Genomic DNA, 20,806 nt, shown 5'->3' on the forward strand with positions numbered 1-20,806 from the left:
TCCTCGATTATTATCAAAGACATTATTGTGCGGTGCAGAATTGATATCTAAAAGACGGCCTTTACGAGACGCTTACGCATGACACAATAAAATGTTCGAAATATAGCCCCCTGAAATCCTTCAATTTAGTTTTGAGGGCTTCGATAATGACAGTTTTTTTTGATTTCTCTATGATGAAATATTGTTAAAGAGATGTATCCGTTTGTTTTAAAGTCAAAAACTGGAGTATGTTGAGCTGATTAAACTAAAGTTTCTATCCGCTATACAAAACAGTGAGAATGGTACTATGAAAAAAAAACCAACTTTTTTAACGAGACGTACTTTTATTAAAACCAGCAGCATATTGCTCACAGCGGCAAGTTTGCCCAATACTCTGTTTGCCAGAACGGATGATAAAAAACTTGGCGTTGCACTTGTTGGCCTTGGAAACTATGCCAGTGAACAGCTGGCGCCAGCCCTACTTGAAACACAAAATTGTTATCTTGCAGGCATAGTTACCGGAACGAAATCAAAAGAAAAAATTTGGCAGGAAAAATATAATATTCCTGACAAAAATGTCTATAACTATGCCAATTTTGACGACATTGTTAACAATGATAATATTGATATTGTTTATATTGTTTTGCCAAATTCGATGCATGCAGAATATTCGATTCGAGCAGCCAAAGCTGGAAAGCATGTTATATCTGAAAAGCCCATGGCGATATCTACGGCTGAATGTCAGCAGGTTATCGATACCTGCAAAGCTCTGCAAGTTAAATTAGGGGTTGGCTACCGCCTACATTACGAACCGTTTAATAGAGAAATGATACGCCTTGGTCAGAAACGAATTTACGGCCCGGTCAACAGTATAGACGCGGACTTTAGTTTTAATATGAATGATCGCACTCAATGGCGCGCCAACAAGAAATATGCCGGCGGTGGACCGCTTATGGATTTAGGGATTTATTGTTTACAGGGCGCGATTTATAGTTTGGGTGAACTGCCTATTAGTGTGAGTGCTCGCGATACCACTTTGAATAAAGCCAATTGGCAAAGTGTTGAAGGTTCGCTGGAGTGGACGATGAAGTTTGAATCTGGGGCCGTAGCAAACTGCAGAAGCAGCTATGAAAAAGAGCTAGTCAATCATCTGCTAGTAAAAACAGAAAAACACTCATACGGACTAAACCAAGCTTATTTATTTGATCAACTGGCGGGCTTTACTCCGGCCGGAGATATGAATTTCCCCACAGTCAATCAACAAGCATTACAAATGGATGATTTCGCCAATAGTGTGCGTTATGACCTACCTGTGTTGCCTTGCGGAGAAATGGGCTTACGCGACATGTTTATTGTTGAAAAGATATATGAATCTATTGCTGCGGGTGGAAAGGATATTTCGCTGGCAGGTATGCCCCAGGTATTAGACAAAGTGCTGTAAATCTCATTTAAGTCACGCCTGTATTAAGTGCAGGTAAAACATAGGTGTACTTTCTATGATTTTAAAAAAAATTAAGCCTAACAAATTAAACATTGTCGCCGTCTTATGTATCGGCTTTTGCGTCGCTTCGTGCACGAGTAATACAAATAATAACGAAGCTTTAAACAAAATCGATAACGCCAACTCGTTATATTGCTTGCCGGGCTCAGAGAACGTGCGACTGAACTTGACCAATATTGAGCTTACTCGAGAACAAGATATCCCATTAATGTACCAAGGTTTTAATAATATTGAAGGTCCGGTTTGGTACGATGGCGCATTATATTATTCGAATATGGGCTCACATCAACCGGATGAAAATGGATTTGAGCTAAGTAACCAAAGTACTATTTGGCGCTGGGTTCCAGGTAACAAACCACAAGTGTGGATGAAGGATACTAAAGCAGGTACCAATGGGCTAGCAATTGACAGTAAAGGGAAGTTAATAGTAACGCGTCAGCTAGATGGCTCTCTTTCCTATATAAATTGGCAGACTAAACAAGTAACCCCTATTGCAAGCACTTTTCAAAGCAAACGCTTTAATTCACCGAATGACTTAACCATTGGCCACGACGATACCGTTTATTTCACTGACCCAAACTGGAATACCCCCTCTAATATTAATTTGGCCGATATTCAAGGCGGCGGTAAACCCGGCTCGATTGAGCCCGGGCAACGAATTTACCGCGTTACGGCTAATGGTGCTGTCACGGCAACCAAGGTTACTGAGTTGGTACCAGCACTGCGTGACAAACCAAATGGCATTATATTGTCACTTAATCAACTACAACTTATTGTCGGTGGTTTGCAGGGCTTGTGGAGTTTTGATTTAGATTCAGGCAAGGTTTCCAATCCACGAAAATGGCTAAGCACACAAATTGACGGATTAGGAAAAGATTGCAGCGGCAACATTTACGTGACGACAACGCGTGAAATGCCTGAAAGAAAAGATGGTCAAGTTGTTGTGATATTAGACAAACAGTTCAGAGAAATTGGCGTATTAAACTTACCAGATATTCATAATGTCACTAATATTGCTTTTGGTGGAAATGACGGGAAAACCTTGTTTGTTACAGGACTAACCGCGCCAATGGACGGCAATAATCTTCGCCAGTGTGGTCGCGCTCCCTGCTCAAAAGCGAGCATTTACACAACCAAATTAAACGTTCAAGGTTTTCCATTTTGAATAGGTTGAAACTTATTGAAATGGGGGGAAAACAAGCCGAGAAAAGTGCCTTTCCATTTTTTAAGAAAAGATAAATAGATAGTTAATTATTTTCAAGCTAGTTTATGAAACTCAAATAAGGCACAACATAAGACCAGTTAATTTTTACGACTTTAATGATTTATTTTATTTGTGGCTTTGCACAAGCCAAGCAAAGTGACAAGTTGCCACTGAATATAATATTTGTAATTGGCGACGGTATGGGGCCAGCTTATACCAGTGCCTATCGATATTTTAATGATGAGCCGCAGACGATGGAAGTAGAGAAAACGGTATTCGATCGACACGTTGTGGGTCTTAGCAGTACCTATCCGGCTCTGATCTCAGGTTATGTTACAGATTCCGCAGCTGGCACTACCGCGCTATCATCAGGTATAAAAACCTACAAAAGTGCTATTGGGTGTAATGTTGATAAAAATCCTGTATTAACTGTTTTGGAATTTGCCAAGCAAAAAGAAAAAAAGACCGGTGTTACCGTAATTATCAAATAATATCAAACGTCAAACAGTCACTGCATTTCCCCACGACGCTAAAGCACGATCTATTAACAATCGATAATTCTTGGCTGATAACAAATGACAACCTGCCGTTATTGATTGCTAAGCACGCCATATTGTCGCAAAAAGTCAGCATGCAGCGGCATTTCATCGACCGCTGTTTTGATGTGTGCTTGTAATTCGTTAAACGCTTTTCGTAAGTTATCATTCGCAACTAAGCGACCCATTTGATGATAACCTTCGACGTTGGCTCCTTGACCTAACATCACTTGGTTCCAGGAATCTACACGAAAGAGGTCTCCATCATTTTGGAACGCAATAGAGGTTTTAGTATAAAGCTCTATCCTATGTTTAAGCGTGTCCGGAATACCCATCGTGGCAACATGACGCCAAAAAGGCTCTGCTCGTCGATTCAAGGTGTAATGCAAAATAATAAAATCTCGAATGCTATTTACCTCGCCATCAACGTAAGTGTTGTAATGGGTTTGTAGCGTTTCATCTATGCCATTAAATGGAAACATCTGGACTAGTCTCGTTGCTGCAATCTGACTAAGATGAATACTGGTCGACTCAAGTGGTTCAAGGAATCCACTCGCAAGGCCCATCGCCACACAGTTCTTATACCATGTTTTTTTACGCTTCCCTGTTTTGAACTTTAGCAAACGAGGCTGGGAAACCATATCGCCTTCAATGTTGTCAGTGAGTGTCTGCAGCGCTTCCTGCTCAGAGGTATATTCACTGCAAAAAACCAATCCGTTGCCTACTCTATTTTGTAATGGGATCCGCCATTGCCAACTCGCGTCATGAGCAATCGATTTGGTGTAAGGAGGGATAGACTGCATCCCTTCGGTTTGCACTGCCCAAGCACTATCCATAGGTAACCAATGTGACCAGTCTTCAAAACCCACTCCTAAAGCACCGTTAATGAGTAACCCTTTGAATCCGGTACAATCTATAAACAAATCACCCGAAACACTTGTACCATTACTTAATAAAAGGTGGCTAATATGCCCATTTTCACTATCCATTTTTATGCGCTCAATCGTCCCCTCGATTCGCTTAACACCACGCTGTTGACTAAAATCACGCAAAAAAGAGGCGTATAAGCCGGCGTCTAAATGGTATGCATAATTCACATTAGTTTTACTGTCGTTGGCGAATTTTCCTGCTTTGGCAGCTTGAAGTTCAAAACAGTAATCCTGCAATTCGCCCCCCCAACCTAATGTGTTCGCGTGTTGCCAAAGATGTTGAAAATCCCCCATCCACGTAGAACGGCCAATCTGACCAAATGAATGAAAGTATCGCTCCCCAATACTTCCCCAATTGCTAAATTCAATACCCAATTTAAACGTCGCCTGGGTTTTTCGCATAAATACTTGCTCGTCAACGCCAATAAGACGATGGAAAGCGGTATGCGTCGGTATCGTTGCCTCCCCTACCCCGACAGTTCCTATATCTGCAGATTCAACGAGTGTAATGTCAATCAAGCTACCTAATTGACTCGATAGCGTAGCCGCTGCTATCCATCCAGCTGTACCACCACCTGCGATGATCACATTTTGTACCTTTTGCATCTAAAAGTTCCTATGAGCTAACCAAAATATGGCTGCTTAAAACATTACCGATTAATCTTTTTCAACACCTTATTGCGCAGCACCCGAGCACTTAATTCATCTAAATCTCGTAAGGCCCCCCACGTATGCATAGGTAAGTGTTGGCGTGCTTGCTGCTTATCTTCAAAAACATAATATTGAAATAGCGCCTGCCATGCATCTTTTTCACTTTGCGGTCGACCGCGCAGGCTCAACATGGCATGGAGTAACGTGGTCATGGGGTCATCAACGTAATTGGGTGTGCTATTCCACCAGTAGTTAAACATCACGTTAAAGTCATCTAATGCTTCAACCTGATGCCACCATAGGGCTGGGTATACCAATATATCCCCTGGCTCTAGATCGACTACTACCGCGTGTTTAAGAGCCTCACGCGCCTTTGGATAGCGAGTAAAATCGGGGGCTGATATATCCACCATACTTAATACTTGGCCTCCAGGCGTTGGCTCTAATGGCCCTGGATATAAATTGCCACTTTGCTCTGGGGGAAACAAGGTAAACCTACGGCGACCGAGCATACAGGCAGCAATATTATTCGAAGTATCGAAGTGAGTAACGGCAGTCGTTTTATTACCAAGCCAAATTCCAGCTTGGGCTGAATGCCCAGAAAGGTTGGTATGATGGATAGGTAGATTGGCTTCTAGTAAGCCCGGAAAGTAGTCATTCAGTCTAGCTGAACCAATATAAAAAGAAGTGTCGCCATGGCTCAGCTGATTCTGTGCTATATCGTTAAAAAAATCGTCCAATTGGGCAAAGCGTGTCGTGAAATTCATTCCATCAAATTGCGCGTTGTAGAAAAATCGGCCTTTTGCTTGAGCTTCACATTGATAAACCAACATAGGCTTTTGAACGTAAAAAGTTTGTAGGTACTCTTTCGCTGAGCTTAAGGATTGGCGGCCTTTGCGAACTAAAGGAGAGTCCGCAATTGCTCCTTTTATTAAACATGGCTGACCTAATTCCGTCAGAGCGTTAAAGTTTATTTCATCGAATTGACACGCTTCAATTGTATTAACGTAGCTCATCATCTTTCCTATTAATTTGACGAATGAGATGAGTTCATTTTGATATTAACTAGGTTCGCTATATTCCCCGCAGACGATACCACGGCAAAACAATGTTCCAGTAATCCCATTCTATTTAATTCATGTAATTCATCAGCGCGTAATGCAGCCAAACGCTCACGACTTATCGTGAATAAGTTTGTCATACTGCAGGTACCCATTTGCCCTAAACTCACTGATATTTCGACTGGCTCTATCAACTCAAACTTGGTTAAAATAGCAAAAAAGTCACCCGCACTGTGGTTACCGACATGGATCCTTTGCATCGCTTGCATTATCTGCTCAAAATAGGGGGTGTAACCTCCATGAGTTTTGAATATGGGTTCGCCTATTTCACTACTAATACGCGCATCATCAATATCGACCATAACAATGGGATCTGCCATAGAATGCTGATTGCTCATATTATTTATTAACTGCAACGCGAATGGCCCCCGCATAGACATGGCAGGAATGTAACGAGCATCCCAATGAGTATCATCCAGAAACAGATTTTCATTTTTATCAAATCCTAAAATACAGACAGCATAGTAACCTGCTGTTGCACTATGACGAAAAAAAATTGGATATTCTCTGTGCAAGCTTTCAAATTCTGTTGGAAAAACAAGTGTCTGATTGATATTGTCGCCAAATTCTTTACCGTATTGATTACGCACTTTCAAGGTTTGGTGAATCACACAATCTAATGCTTTATAATTCGACATCTAATACCTATTCATGGTTATTACGCCTTTAATTTATCGCGCCCAAAAGCATGAAGCGCACCGTTTAAATGAAAAGATTAAACCGCCATCACTGGCGGTTTAATTGATGCTTTATAAAAACTTATATCTCACGCCCAAGTAGTAACGTGCTGCATTTTCACGTAGAAAGTGCAAATCTGTTTTCGAACGAGAAAACGATCGAGAGCCTTCTTCATTTAAATTTATTGCATCAAAAGAGACTGCCAAATTTTCACTAAACGAGTAACTAAGGTTGAAATCGATCTGACCATACGCTTCGACAAAAATAGGATTATTGAATCCGCTGCCATCATTTGCTGACGCCAGAAACTCATCTCGCCAGTTGTAGGCTAAACGGCTTGACCAACCCTCTTTTTCGTAAATCAAAGTGAAGTTTGCGGTATCGCTTAAGCCTTGCAGTGCAAATTGCGAGACGTTAGGCGCGCCAGACACATCGTATCCGACATCACCGTTGACCACTGTATAACTGCCTACAACGCCAAATCCTGACTCACCAAAAAAGTGCTGAGCTTGAAGTTCTAACCCGTTTATTTCTGCTGATTCATTGTTTATAGGTTGATTCAAAGCAAAGTTAAATAACGGGTCATCACTGTTTGGTACTATCTCAAAGCTGCCTTCAAGACGGTCGTATTCAGCGTCCTCAATATTCCCATTAACATCTTGATTGGCCACAAACATCGCCATTGCTTCGGTCATGCTCCCTAATTGGTCAACATATACGCTAGCGGCGAATAGATTAATTTCGTCTGCCGCAACCCCTAAGTTGTCCAGTATATCGAGTGCCATACCTGAACGAGTACCAGGCGCGCCAGATGTCACATCGCGTAATCCAAATAAGTTACCGGTAACAGTTTCACGCCCAACAAAATTGCGTACACGTTTAGAAAACAAACCTGCTGAAACATAACTGGTTTCATCGAAGTACCACTCTACTGATACATCATAATTATCTGATTCTAGCGGCTGTAATCCTGGGTTACCTTTGCTACCCGTGACCACGTTACCCAACGCCGTTGGACCTGACGGGGTATTTGCATTATCGCTGGCATATAGATTGTTGTAAGTTGCTCGTGCAATAGTTTTGCTATAAGACGTTCGCACTTTAACTTCTTCAGTCAGGTCAATTGCAAGGTCAATATTCGGTAACAAATGACTGTATGAAGAGTTTGAAGAAAACCCAGAACCCGATGCAGCCGCAGACTTTGCAAAGTCATTATCGCCCTGCCAAATAATGGCAGATGTTGGCGATGATTCAGTTGTTGCCGTAACGTCGGTTTGTTCATACCTAAGTCCCACATTCAAATAAGCGTCAAAGCCGCCAATTTCAAACACGTTTGTTAGCTGAGCAAAAATGGATGTGACATCTTCTTCGATGACATCATAAGCACTGCCTGTCACTCGTAGAGGTCGAGAAGAGGCACCTGAGTATCCAGCTTCATAAGCGGGCGATAGTGCAGCAAAAATATCTGCGGCATTGCCACGAACAGCATAAACTTGATTGTTTGTCGCGCCGCCAACCGAGGTCGTTCCACCACCTATGGTGTGATCATTAAATTTGCAAGAGAGACAAAAAGTTTCAAGTGCCCCTGGGGCTAAATCTTCCACGTCTCCAGGATATTCAGAACCCCAGTTTCCCAAAATTTGTTGATAGTCAGTTCTATCAGCAATATTTTTCTGGGCACGGTAATTGGCTCCTACCGTCAGGTTTGCGCCGTCATCTAACTCCCAATCAGCACGAAAATCGTATTGATCAATTTCGTTTATTTGTGTGACCTTACGCATACCACTGGCGACTTGGCTGGCCACTATTTCAGGACGAATGATCGTCTCTCCTGATAGTGTCTCTACTGTGCGCACAGGAATTGAGCCGCTGTAGTCAACGGATTGGAATACCGAGTCTGTAGGAGAGTTACCGTACTTATGGTCTAGCCCAACATTAATTTCGGTATAACCCATTGGCGCGTCAGGCGTTACTTCAGCCTTCGAAGAATGGCCGTCAAACGTCAACGTTAGCGTATCATTTACGTGGTATTGCGCGTTAAAACCAACGGAATTCAACTCATCTTTTGTCGCACGCATAACCTGAGGCATACCACCGCCTTTATTGATTGCCTGCTCTTTCAGATAAATAGTGGTTGGAATCGGACTTTCGTCAAACACGACCTCAGTGAAAGGACGATTGAACCAGTTATAAAACTCTACTTTCTCTTCCTTTCCTTTATTCACTGCGAAAGTGTAGTCTGCCGTCAACGTCAATTGCTCGCTAGGTGCAAACTGCAAGACTAACTGACCATTGGCCCGTTCGCGCTCAAACTCTGAAAACTGATAGCGGCTATCTCTTGGCAACGTCACGTACTGGTCTAAATCAGTAGGTGCATTAGTAATGATGGTATTTTCTGTCGTCAGGCCGAGAAATTCAGAATACGGGATAACATTCCACGATGACGATGTCGCCCCCGCAGCCGCACTATCTCGATTGGACATACCACCGAAAAAGCCAATTCCAAACGTGTTGTCTTCATTGGCCCAACTAAAGGTACCGCCAATTTCCGGTGTAACACTGCTTCCCCTATCCACCGATGTATCATGTATGGCTTTGGCGCTTATTGACGCTTGCATACCCGAGGTTCCCAAAGGTCGTCGTGTTACAACGTTAACGGTAGCCCCAATCCCACCAGAGGAAATATCAGCTCGGCCGGTTTTAAACACTTCTAGGATCTGCACGCCATCAGATGATAAATTTGAAAAATCAAACGCTCTACCTGAAGCCCCCGAAGCACTGCCGCTGCTACCCGCACCAACAATCGGCACGTTTGCGGTGGGCATAGTACGTCCGTTAAGTGTCACCTGATTAAAGTCGGCACCAAAACCACGCACGGTAATTTGTGAACCTTCACCATTAACGCGGTCAATAGACACACCGGGAATACGTTGCAGTGATTCAGCTAAATTCGTCGACGGAAATTTACCAATATCTTCGGACGAGATAGCGTCAACCACACCTTCTGAATCTCTTTTTAGGTCCATAGCTTTAAGCAAACTACCTCGAATGCCCGTCACTGAAATGACCTCGGTTCCATCATTGGCTGGGGACTCTTGTGCAATAGTCGGCATGATCACCGCCGAGCTAAGCAGCAGCGATATGCTCTTTGTCAGTAGTGTTTTTTTAAACTTATTATGCGTGTTCATATTTTAAGCCTTTTAATCTTCTTCCTGTTAATTGGATGATGTGTATCGCTAGACGAAAGAGCCTGCACACTCTGCGTATACATTATCAATCACCAATGTATACATTAATATTCAAAGATTAACATGTCAACGCTAAAAATTAACGTTTTGCTTACATGCAATAAAAAATTACCCCTCTTTTAAAATAAGTCCGTACTATATGCCCCATTACCTTGGGGCCATGGCAAGCTCAATATTGCACATGCTCATATAATGGGGGTATGCAAACCCCTTGTAATACAAGCTATCTTGAGGTTTTAATAAGAATGAGGCGAGTGAGAACATCAAACTCACTGGAATTTTATTTCGTGATCATTAACAAGAACGAATGGCAAAAATATGAAGCAAGTTTGATTCCCTTAGCATTTCACGAAAAAAACACTTATCTATATAAAATGATCATCTGTATCCAGTAAAAGAAGACATGTATGAATAAACCAATGAAGACCAGTGCAATCCCCCTTTCTGAAAAGGCCTATCAGACCATCCGTGCGTTAATTTTGGAAAATGAGTTCAGAGCTGGCGATCAAATTCTAGAGAAAGTGTTGGTAGAAAAACTCAACATTAGTCGAACCCCCATTCGTGAAGCATGTGTGCAACTTGAAAAAGAAGGTTTGATAGAAATCAGACCTAGACGAGGCATATTTATTAAGCCTATATCCGCTGCGGACATGAACGAAATTTATGACATCATGACGGCATTAGAAGCTCAAGCCGCTAAGATATTAGCTGAGAAGGTGGCAAATAAGACGATTACGGAAAAAGAGCTTAAGCAGCTTGAACTCCCTACATTGCGGATGGAAAAAGCATTACAACAAGACAATTTAAAAGAATGGGCCGAAGCTGATGAAGAGTTTCACCTGTGTCTATTAGAATTATGCGGAAATGTTCGCTTGAAGCAGGTGGTTCTTCAGTTCTGGGGTCAAGCCCATAGAGTGCGCTACTTTACACTTGAACTGCGTAATAAGCCCACAGATTCAACAGCTGATCATATTGCGGTAGTTGAAGCTATTAGAGCTGGCGATGCGAAAAAAGCAGGGGAAATACATAGCTTACACCGCCAGAAAGGTAAGCATAATCTACTCAGTATTATCGAAAAGTATAGGTTCGATCATCTATAGTGGCGAAATGCTATGTAGAAATATTTAAATACTCTCACCATCGTTAATTTCGAAGCCAAGATCGATGCACGCATCGATAACTTGTACGCCGTCAATACGGGATAACAATTGCTCTGCAGCCACTTTACCAATATTAAATCTCGGCGTAATGACACTTGCAAGTTTAGGAGAATAAAGCTGACCCATTTCATGCCCGTGCATTCCAGTAACTGCAAGCTCATCTGGAACGAGAATACCCTTTTTCTTACAGCTTAATAACACCCCCATGGCAACATCATCGTTGGTACAAATGGCGGCATCCACTTTGGGATGAACCCTAAGAATACTATCCAAAATTTCAGATCCTAAGCGGATTGACGAGACATCAGGAGAACGAAAGATCAAGGACTTAAGTCCGTGTTCGGTAATTGCTGCTTCATAACCTCTTTGCCTCAATATATCCCGTACATCCCCTTTCGCGCCAATATAGGCGATATTCTTGTATCCTTTTTGAATAAGCTTTTCTGTCATTTTTTGTGACGCTTGCATATTATTGAACCCGACAGCCTGCTGGATCGGGGGCGTGCAAGTGTCCATTATTTCTGTTACCGGAACACCAGATGAACTGATCATACGTAAAGTATTTGCAGTATGTACACTCTCAGACAAAATCAAGCCGTCCACATGATATCCGAGTAAAGAGCCTATTCGTTTTTCTTCAAGTTCTTTGGAATAGCTGTAATGAGCAATCATAATTTGATAACCCGCAGGCTCAGTAATCGATTCAATACCACGCAAAACTTCATCAAAAACATGATTAGATATTGATGGAAAAAGCACACCAATCGCATGGCTTTTCCCTTTCGATAAGATATTTGGGGCTCGGTTGGGAATGTAGCCTAATTTGCTTATCGCTGACTCAATTTCAATACGCGAAGATATTTTAACCAAATTTGGGTTCTTCATATAACGGCTGACGGTCATCTTCGTCATGCCAACTACATCAGCAATGTCTTGTAATGTCGTTCTTTTCGCTTTGTTTTTACTCATCTATCACATTCACTAATATTTTTATATCGGAAGTATTATCCACGCACAATAATCTATTAAATAACGACTGTCAGGAAAAGTCTCTTATGAAATAAACTATTGCTCAATAATTATGTTACTGGTAACTTATTAATGTATACATTAATGCCACCTAATTAAGACGACCCGCTCAACTTAGTTATTGGAGTGACTCAATATAAACCAAAGGGTGAGTCAGGCTTTCAAACCATGTTGGCTGTTAAATCATGTATGTAATGATTTTACTAACGATAAATCTAACCCGCTTCCTCAAGGAATTTTAAAAATGAAAAAGCTTTACTTACTTACCCTCTTTACTATGTCTGTTTTATTCTCACTATTTAGCCTAGCTGCTAATGATGTCCCTAAGTTCGATAAAGCTAAAGATTTGCTTTTATTAAACTTTGACCTCAAAACTGATGTAGATGACGTTCATACTATTGCCGCTCTAGACCTTATTTTAAAAGCCGATGCCTTTAAAAATATTAACTACTTTGCAGTCAGCGGCACCTACGGCGTCCAGGGAGGTTTGTATGTTCCAGCGAATTCGCTATTTGATTTAGTGTTCAAAAACAATTGGACCGATGCCCATTTACAACATAAAAAGGCACTTAGCGACACGTCTCAAAAAGTTGAGCAAGTGATCGCTTCAGGCGGACGGGTATGGGTTGCAGAAGCAGGTCAAAGTGATTTTACTCAAGAAGTTCTTCAGCATTTAGCTCAAGCGGACAAAGCACCAACTAAAGAACAATTCATTGTTGTTCAACACAGTACTTGGAACGAAAATGAGACCAGTAAAGATGCACTAGCTTATGTTAAAGCACATACCACTTACATAAAAGTGCCTGATGGCAATGCTGCAGAGAATGGCACCCCGGGCTTCAATAACACTTCTTACTCAGTAAAAAAACTTGAAGCGGACAATTTACCTTCGTCACAGGTATGGAAAACAGCTAACGTCATTAGTACCCAATATAATGGTGTAAACGGACGATACCAGAATGATAGTATTCACTATGGCGGCACTGACTTTTCAGACTTGGTAGAAGTAACCTGGCTCTTAGGCATCACAGATGTCGATACGGTTGATCAGTTTTTTACAAAATTCAACACTAAGCCGTAACCATGTTGACTTCTTTCACGCAATTACGACTTATTGCAGCTTTGCTGTATACCTGCAGTTTTATAGCTTTTGCATCACAAGAAACGTGGAGCAAGGTAGAAACCAATGGCGCATATTCAGTGCGCCATGAAGCTGGATTTATAGGCGTCAATAACAAGGGATACTTAATCGGCGGGCGGGGTATCAAGCCCGTTGATGAGTTCGATCCTAATTCGCTTAGTTGGCGCAACTTATCCCCCTCACCTATTGAACTTCATCACTTTCAACCTAGCGTATGGCAAGATCAAATTGTTATTGCGGGCGCCCTAACAGGTCAATACCCTAGTGAACAGCCAGTAGAGCATATCTATTTTTTCTCGCCTGAAAAAAATACGTGGCAACAAGGGGCCGCGATTCCTCGAGGAAGGCAAAGAGGTAGCACTGTAGCCATTGTAAACCAAGATATGCTTTATTTGATCGGTGGAATTACCAATGGTCACCTCGACGGTAACGTAAACTGGGTTGATAGCTTAGATTTACGAACCCAAAAATGGACTGTTTTACCCAACGCCCCCCATTCTCGCGATCACGCTCAAGGGGTATTGATAGACAATAAAATCTATGTGGTTGGTGGGCGGCGAACGTTAGGTGCGCAAAATAAAGTATTTGAGTTAGTTGAAGAAAAGGTCGATGTATTCGATATACCGAGTCAAACATGGACGACTCTCTCTCAACCGCTGCCAATACCTAGAGCGGGTCTTTCCGTGTACGCTGAGCATAACAGCTTCATCGCGGTAGGCGGAGAAAGTGCCAACCCAAATAAAGCTCATGAGGAAGTTCATCGCTACGATATATCGCAAAATAAATGGTCATCAGGGCAATCTTTGATACACGGTAGACACGGTAGTGGCGTCATAAAGATGAACGGATACCTATGGATTGCATCAGGGTCGGGAATGCAAGGTGGCTCACCCGAATTAGATTCAGTTGAACGCATACAGGCTGACAAGATCTTTAAATAGCCCTACGTTTTAATTGAATCAAACTTTAGTTATATAGAACGATTCTGACCGTTAAAACAACCGCTACTAAGGGATTGCTACACTAGCTCATAAGATGAAATACGCTTATGAGCTTTTCTCTTAACAGCAGAAAAATAAAAGCTTATCTCACCAGCCAACACATCTATTACTCTTAACATAGTCGTTTAAACCCATTTTTCATTGCTCCGCTCATTATGAAACGCCTAACGGCTTAGCAACCTGTGCCTCGATGGTTGATGTATTCGCTGACCGAAATAATAAATGCATTATGGAAAGACATTTAACCTTTATGTTAGTTATTCATACTGGCGACACGACTTGAAATGTTACCGGGAACATTTTAGTGTTGTTGATATATTAATAATGTAAAAAAATTGTTTTTCCATTTAATTTTGGCTGAACAATATTTAACTGATAAAGGGACAAGTTTGGTGCAAATGATTAGTAATCCAATTATTAAAGGGTTTAATCCTGACCCTGTCATCTGCCGCCAAGATGATGACTATTATATTGCCACTTCCACATTCGAATGGTTTCCTGGGGTACGTATTTACCACAGCAAGAACATGCAAGACTGGAAGTTAATAGCGCAACCTCTCAATCGTATCAGCCAGTTAGATATGAAAGGTATCCCTAATTCAGGTGGCGTTTGGGCCCCCTGTTTAACTCACCATGATGGTCTTTTTTGGTTAGTTTATTCAAATGTAAAAAGTGTCGAAAGCCCATGGAAATGCGGCGATAACTTTTTGGTAACCGCACCAAAAATAGAGGGACCTTGGAGTGAGCCAATTCAGCTCCCATTTGCTGGATTTGATCCCTCTTTATTTCATGATGTATCAGGTAAGAAATATATTACCTATCGAGAATGGGGTCCTCGCCATCATAGTAACCCTCACAATTATATTGTATTGCAAGAGTATTTTCATGATACGCAAAGTCTGTCTGAAAAAAGCAGCATTATATTCACCGGTACGAAAAGAAAACTAACAGAGGCGCCACATATTTATCAGGTCGGTGACTATTACTATCTCTTCGTTGCTGAAGGCGGAACTGCATACGATCATGCTGTCACGGTACTTCGTAGTACCGAATTAGAAGGGCCTTATGAGCTACATCCTGACGAGACGATTTTAACCAGTGCTCACATGCCCGAACATGAATTGCAAAAAGCGGGGCACGGCGCGATGCTGCAAACCCATAACGGCGAGTGGTACATGGTTTTTTTGGTCGGTCGCCCAATAAATAGTAATTCGCAAACCGAAGAAAAAAAATCAATGGGCTATTGTCCGTTAGGCCGCGAAACAGCGATTGATAAAATTGAATGGCGTGATAACTGGCCATATGTTGTTGGTGGCCAACATGCTAAATCAGCGATACCCGCCCCTCAATTTTTAACTACAAACGACTCGTCAAATGAAACGTTCATTGATCGATTCAACACATCCAAGCTGGATGCAGAATGGCAAACACTTCGAGTGCCATTTAGTGATGAAATAGGAGAGTGTTCGCCAGACAATGAATGCTTAAGGCTATTTGGTAAAGAGCCTCTTATCTCGCAATTCACCCAAGCAACAATTGGACACAGATGGAAAAATTTTCAGTTTGATGCGCTGACCAGTATGTCATTCAATCCTGTAAATCCCCAACAAAATGCAGGTATTGCTTGTTACTACAACACGCAAAATTGGATTTATTGCTTTATAGATTTTGATAGCGCTCTTGGTTCGCGCAGCCTAAAAATAATCCAGCTTGATAATAATGAAGCAAAATATTTTTTATACGACTCCCCTATCGTACTACCCGCATCTCAAGATCCAATATCCCTTAAAGTAAGTGTTAGAACTCAAACACTGTCTTTTAGCTACGCCTTAGACGGGAAAAACTGGTGCCCTATCGACTTGTCATTTGAAGCGTGGAAATTATCCGATGATTACGTCAAAGGTAAAGGCTTTTTCACCGGAGCCTTTATTTGTTTGCATTGCAGTGATTTAAGCAACAGAGGTATTCATGCTGACTTCCATCACTTTGAATACCTTCCCCTCACTTCTAGTAACAATTTAACAAAAGATATAGACCATGACCGCACATAAAAAAACGCGCTTTCGCTCTCAAGATTGGTTCGACAACAAAGAACACATAGACCTCACCGCTTTATATTTAGAGCGCTTTATGAATTATGGCATTACGCCAGAAGAGCTACGCTCAGGTAAACCTATTATAGGCATCGCGCAATCAGGTAGTGATCTTGCCCCTTGTAATCGAATTCACGTAGAACTTGCCGCTAGGGTAAAAGACGGTATTCGCGCTGCTGGCGGTATACCTATTGAGTTCCCAAGTCATCCCATTTTTGAAAATTGCCGACGTCCGACAGCCGCATTAGATAGAAACCTTGCCTATCTGGGCTTGGTAGAAATATTGTACGGCTACCCAATTGACGGTGTGGTATTTACAACCGGATGTGACAAAACCACACCCTCTAGTCTTATGGCTGCTTCTACTGTGGATATTCCATCAATCGTCTTATCTGGCGGTCCAATGTTAGATGGTTGGCATAATAATGAATTAGTCGGATCTGGCACTGTGATCTGGCGCTCAAGAAAACGACTCGCAGCGGGTGAAATAGACGAAGAAGAATTTCTCAATTTAGCCATGAGTTCAGCGCCTTCAGCTGGACACTGCAATACGATGGGCACGGCCTTAACAATGAACTCGGTAGCAGAAGCACTGGGTATGTCTCTAACCGGTTGTGCAGCTATTCCTGCTCCTTATCGAGAGCGAGGACAAATAGCCTATCGTACTGGTGAGCGTATTGTAAAAATGGTCTACGAAGACCTCGTCCCTTCACGTATTCTCACGCGAGCCGCTTTTATCAACGCAATGAAACTTATTGCGGCTATTGGCGGTTCTACGAATGCGCAGCCCCACCTTATGGCAATGGCAAAACATGCTGGTGTTGAAATAAATGCTCAAGATTGGAATGACCTCGCCAGACCCATTCCATTGTTAGTAAATGTACAACCTGCAGGAGAATTTCTCGGAGAGCGCTTTCATCGAGCTGGCGGTGTGCCAGCCGTATTATGGGAGTTACTTGAAGCAGGCGAGTTAGATGGAGATGTTCTGACCGTATCAGGTGACTTATTGAAGCACAATTTACAAGGGAAACAAGCCAGCGATAGAGCTGTTATCAAAGCCTTTGACGCTCCCATGTTAAAAAATGCAGGATTCGCCGTACTCTCGGGTAATTTTTTCGATTTTGCAATAATGAAAACTAGCGTTATATCCCCTGAATTCAAACAACGCTTTCTATCACAACCGGGCAGTGAAGGTATATTTAACGCAAAGGCGGTGGTGTTTGAAAATGCTGAGGATTACCATAAAAACATCAATGACCCGACATTAAAAATTGACGCTTCATGCATTCTGGTATTGCGTGGCGCAGGCCCTGTAGGCTGGCCTGGCTCAGCAGAAGTTGTCAATATGCAACCCCCAAATTATCTAATCGAACAAGGGATAACGAGTTTACCCACGCTGGGCGACGGTAGACAATCTGGTACTTCTGACAGCCCCTCTATCTTGCATGTTTCTCCTGAAAGTTCCACCGGTGGGGGCCTCGCCTACATTGAAACCGGCGATATGCTGCGTATCGATTTGGTCAATGGAAAATGTGACGTTGCTTTGAGCAACGAAGAAATGACATTGCGTAAACAGAACAAGACGCTCTCTACACCTGTATCAGACACCCCTTGGCAAGAAATTTATCGCAGTACAGTCAGTGACCTTTCTCAAGGCGGCGTCATAGAATTGGCCACAAAATACCAGAAAATCTCACACAAATTGCCTCGTCACAACCATTAGCATGGCATTCTTTATTAAAAGGTTTTTGTAAATGAATATAGTAAAATATCTACCCGAAGACGGGTTTGCTGGGACATTGATTGCCAGAGTTTGGCTTCCCGAATCATCTAACAATACTATTGCGGGACCTACGCCTGTTTGGTTGTCACAATCAGGCGTGTATGACTTATCTAGGATAGCCCCCACATGCTCAGCATTATTAGATAAAGGGATATCCAAAGCAGACTTAAAAGAGAATGCGTTGCCGTATCTTGGCAGCGTTGAAACACTCTTTACTAACTCTCTGGAAAAGCCGCTAGATAAAGCATATTTACACTTACTATCACCGTTTGATTTACAAGCAATTAAAGCCTGCGGTGTGACGTTTGTAGGCTCCATGCTCGAACGTGTAATAGAAGAAAAAGCAGGGGGCGACCCGAAAGTGGCTCAAGCCATACGCCACAAAATTACGCATACGATAGGTACTTCGGTTGATAATTTAATACCCGGCTCAGTTGAAGCTGAAGAGTTAAAACAAGTGCTGCTAAAAGAAAATATGTGGTCACAATACCTTGAAGTTGGTATTGGGCCTTATGCTGAGGTGTTCACTAAAGCACAACCTCTATCTTCGGTTGGTTTTGGTGCTGATATAGGCATTCATCCAATATCAAGCTGGAATAACCCTGAACCAGAAGTCGTTTTAGCGGTAAACAGTCGAGGAAAAATAGTCGGTGCCACCTTAGGTAATGATGTCAACCTTCGAGATATTGAAGGCCGCAGTGCTTTACTGTTAGGTAAAGCAAAAGACAATAATGCTTCATGTGCCATTGGCCCCATCATTAGATTGTTTGATGACACTTTTAGTCTCGCCCAGCTTAAATCTGCTCAAGTAAAACTTAACGTCAGTGGAGCACAAGACCACTATCAACTTGATGCTACCAATGACATGACAAAAATCAGTCGCGACGTTGAAGATCTAGTTTCCCAAACGATCTCCGACTGCCACCAATATCCCGACGGGCTAGCCTTATTTACCGGCACCTTGTTTACCCCCACTCAAGACAGAGATGAAGAAGACAAAGGGTTCACCCATAAACCCGGTGATATTGTCAGTATCTCTGCACAAAAACTCGGTTCGTTAGTTAACACAGTGCACTTTTCAAATGAAATTCCGCCTTGGGAATTTGGTATTAGTGCATTAATGAACAATCTCGCGCAACGTAACTTAATATAGGAGTCTATTTATGACCCAAATCAATCAACAGTCTTACATAGCCGGTGAATGGGTTTCCCCAACTGGGCCTGCTTTTCGCCCTCAAAATCCTGCCACCTCTGAGCTGTTAAGCACATTCCATAACTGTCAGAGCAACGAAGTAAGCACCGCAACGAGTGCTGCTTGGGATGCATATCTTCAGTTTTCTCTTATACAGCCCAAAAAACGCAGTGAATTCTTAATTGCTATTGCTGAGGAAATCCAAGCATTAGGCGACGATTTGCTTACTCTTTGTAACGAAGAATGTGGCTTGGGTTTACCAAGATTAACTGGAGAGCGAGCTCGCACGGTCAACCAAATTAATGCTTTTGCTGAAATAGTAAAAGAGAGCAGCTGGGTTCAAGCCAGCATAGATACGGCTGAGCCACAAAGACAACCATTGCCCAAACCCGACCTGCGCAAGATGCTAAAGCCCATAGGACCTATTGCGGTATTCGGTGCTTCTAACTTCCCGTTTGCATTTGGCGCCCTTGGTGGTGACACTATATCAGCGCTAGCAGCGGGTAACCCTGTAGTCCTAAAGGGACACCCTGCCCACCCTACAACAAATGAACTGTTTGCCCGAGCAATTGACAACGCCATTACGAAATGTGGAATGCCCAAAGGTATATTCTCGTTACTACAAGGCGACGAAATTTCGCTCTCGGTGCAACTAGTCACCGATCCTCTTATTCAAGGTGTTGGCTTCACCGGATCGTTACAAGGCGGCCGTGCAATCATGAATGCAGCAGCCAATCGCGATACCCCTATTCCAGTGTATGCCGAAATGGGTAGCACTAATCCAATGTTTTTCACCCACAATATTCTGCAACAGAGCTCCAATGATTTAGCTAACAAACTAGCCGCGTCAGTATGCATGGGCTCAGGCCAATTCTGTACATCTCCTGGTATCATTGTTATCCAAAAGCATCCAAACTTTATTGAGACTTTAACACAAGGGCTTAATAACCAACCCAGAACCCCAATGTTGAACAAGAACATCGGCTCTGCTTTTGTTAAAGGGGTAAAGCGTTTCATCGGTTACGATGATATTCAATGGCTTAACAAACAAGATGATGCCTTGAACGAGCCTCTCATGCCTGCAAGTGTGTTGCTAAAAACATCCGCGGCAACATTCTTAAATAATGAGGCCATGCAGAGCGAAATATTCGGACCAGCAACGTTACTCGTCGAATGTGACAGCGAGCAGCAAATGTTGGCCGTAGCTAACGCATTAGAAGGAAACCTGACGACTTCAATTCATGCCACAGAGCAGGACCAATCATTCATTAATGAACTATTACCTGTATTAGAGCAAAAGGCTGGCAGAATTATATTTAACGGTTTTCCTACTGGCGTAGAAGTTTGCGGATCGCAGCACCATGGCGGTCCTTATCCGGCATCATCAAACGCAGCGTCGACCAGCGTCGGAATCGATGCCATACATCGATTCGCTAAATTTGTTGCCTATCAGGATACGCCGGCTTACTTGTTACCTCAGGCGTTAGCGGACGAAAATCCGTATAAAATAGTCCGTCGCGTTAACGGTTGCTTTACAGCTTCGCCAATTAAGCAATGATA

At 42.5% G+C, this 20,806-nt stretch carries 14 protein-coding genes and 1 pseudogene; 10 read left to right on the forward strand and 5 right to left on the reverse strand.

The genetic code is table 11. From position 1 onward, the window contains the following. Positions 1-286: 286 nt before the first annotated feature. The 3 genes and pseudogenes from GQS54_RS20700 to GQS54_RS20710 all read left to right on the forward strand — a co-directional run. Positions 287-1,420 carry a Gfo/Idh/MocA family oxidoreductase gene (locus GQS54_RS20700; RefSeq protein ID WP_166425823.1) on the forward strand — a complete coding sequence of 378 codons (1,134 nt, stop codon included), beginning with the start codon at positions 287-289 and terminating at the stop codon, positions 1,418-1,420. Between the two features lie 55 nt (positions 1,421-1,475). Continuing rightward, positions 1,476-2,645: an SMP-30/gluconolactonase/LRE family protein gene (locus GQS54_RS20705; protein WP_166425824.1), complete on the forward strand. Its 1,170-nt coding sequence runs from the start codon at positions 1,476-1,478 to the stop codon at positions 2,643-2,645. Positions 2,646-2,800: 155 nt separating this feature from the next. Then, positions 2,801-3,163, forward strand: a pseudogene (locus GQS54_RS20710) (alkaline phosphatase); the annotation flags it as partial. A 110-nt stretch (positions 3,164-3,273) separates the two neighbouring features. Here GQS54_RS20710 and GQS54_RS20715 read toward each other — a convergent pair. The 4 genes from GQS54_RS20715 to GQS54_RS20730 form a co-directional block, all read right to left on the reverse strand. Continuing rightward, on the reverse strand, positions 3,274-4,755 hold the full coding sequence (locus GQS54_RS20715) for a tryptophan halogenase family protein (protein ID WP_166425826.1): 1,482 nt from the start codon (positions 4,753-4,755) through the stop codon (positions 3,274-3,276). 44 nt (positions 4,756-4,799) lie between these two features. Further along, entirely contained in the window at positions 4,800-5,816 is a 1,017-nt protein-coding gene (locus GQS54_RS20720; RefSeq protein ID WP_205967867.1) for a cupin-like domain-containing protein, read from the reverse strand. A gap of 11 nt (positions 5,817-5,827) precedes the next feature. Beyond that, entirely contained in the window at positions 5,828-6,559 is a 732-nt protein-coding gene (locus tag GQS54_RS20725; RefSeq protein WP_166425828.1) for a SapC family protein, read from the reverse strand. A gap of 111 nt (positions 6,560-6,670) precedes the next feature. Beyond that, on the reverse strand, positions 6,671-9,787 hold the full coding sequence (locus tag GQS54_RS20730; RefSeq protein WP_166425829.1) for a TonB-dependent receptor: 3,117 nt from the start codon (positions 9,785-9,787) through the stop codon (positions 6,671-6,673). 467 nt (positions 9,788-10,254) lie between these two features. On the opposite strand from GQS54_RS20730, the gene GQS54_RS20735 reads away from it, so the two are divergent. Continuing rightward, positions 10,255-10,947, forward strand: a complete 693-nt coding sequence (locus tag GQS54_RS20735) for a GntR family transcriptional regulator (RefSeq protein WP_166425830.1) — start codon at positions 10,255-10,257, stop codon at positions 10,945-10,947. 24 nt (positions 10,948-10,971) lie between these two features. Here the strand turns inward: GQS54_RS20735 and GQS54_RS20740 are convergent, their stop codons facing one another. Then, entirely contained in the window at positions 10,972-11,976 is a 1,005-nt protein-coding gene (locus tag GQS54_RS20740) for a substrate-binding domain-containing protein (RefSeq protein ID WP_166425831.1), read from the reverse strand. A 304-nt stretch (positions 11,977-12,280) separates the two neighbouring features. Between GQS54_RS20740 and GQS54_RS20745 the strand changes: the two genes are divergently transcribed. From GQS54_RS20745 to GQS54_RS20770, 6 genes are all read left to right on the forward strand, one after another. Next, the gene (locus tag GQS54_RS20745) at positions 12,281-13,117 is read left to right on the forward strand and encodes a hypothetical protein (RefSeq protein ID WP_166425832.1); all 837 of its coding nucleotides are present in this window, start codon (positions 12,281-12,283) and stop codon (positions 13,115-13,117) included. 2 nt (positions 13,118-13,119) lie between these two features. Then, positions 13,120-14,118, forward strand: coding sequence for a kelch repeat-containing protein (locus GQS54_RS20750; protein ID WP_166425833.1), 999 nt, complete (start codon positions 13,120-13,122; stop codon positions 14,116-14,118). Between the two features lie 458 nt (positions 14,119-14,576). Further along, on the forward strand, positions 14,577-16,229 hold the full coding sequence (locus tag GQS54_RS20755; protein WP_166425855.1) for a glycoside hydrolase family 43 protein: 1,653 nt from the start codon (positions 14,577-14,579) through the stop codon (positions 16,227-16,229). Beyond that, entirely contained in the window at positions 16,216-17,994 is a 1,779-nt protein-coding gene (locus tag GQS54_RS20760; RefSeq protein ID WP_166425834.1) for an IlvD/Edd family dehydratase, read from the forward strand. The genes GQS54_RS20755 and GQS54_RS20760 overlap by 14 nt, the downstream gene beginning before the upstream one ends. Positions 17,995-18,025: 31 nt before the next feature. Beyond that, a complete protein-coding gene (locus GQS54_RS20765) occupies positions 18,026-19,207 on the forward strand; it encodes a fumarylacetoacetate hydrolase family protein (RefSeq protein ID WP_166425835.1) in 1,182 nt (393 codons plus the stop codon). A gap of 10 nt (positions 19,208-19,217) precedes the next feature. Continuing rightward, on the forward strand, positions 19,218-20,804 hold the full coding sequence (locus GQS54_RS20770) for an aldehyde dehydrogenase (NADP(+)) (protein WP_166425836.1): 1,587 nt from the start codon (positions 19,218-19,220) through the stop codon (positions 20,802-20,804). Positions 20,805-20,806: the final 2 nt, after the last annotated feature.

It is taken from the genome of Paraglaciecola sp. 20A4 (genome assembly GCF_011378905.1).
Classification (GTDB): domain Bacteria; phylum Pseudomonadota; class Gammaproteobacteria; order Enterobacterales; family Alteromonadaceae; genus Paraglaciecola.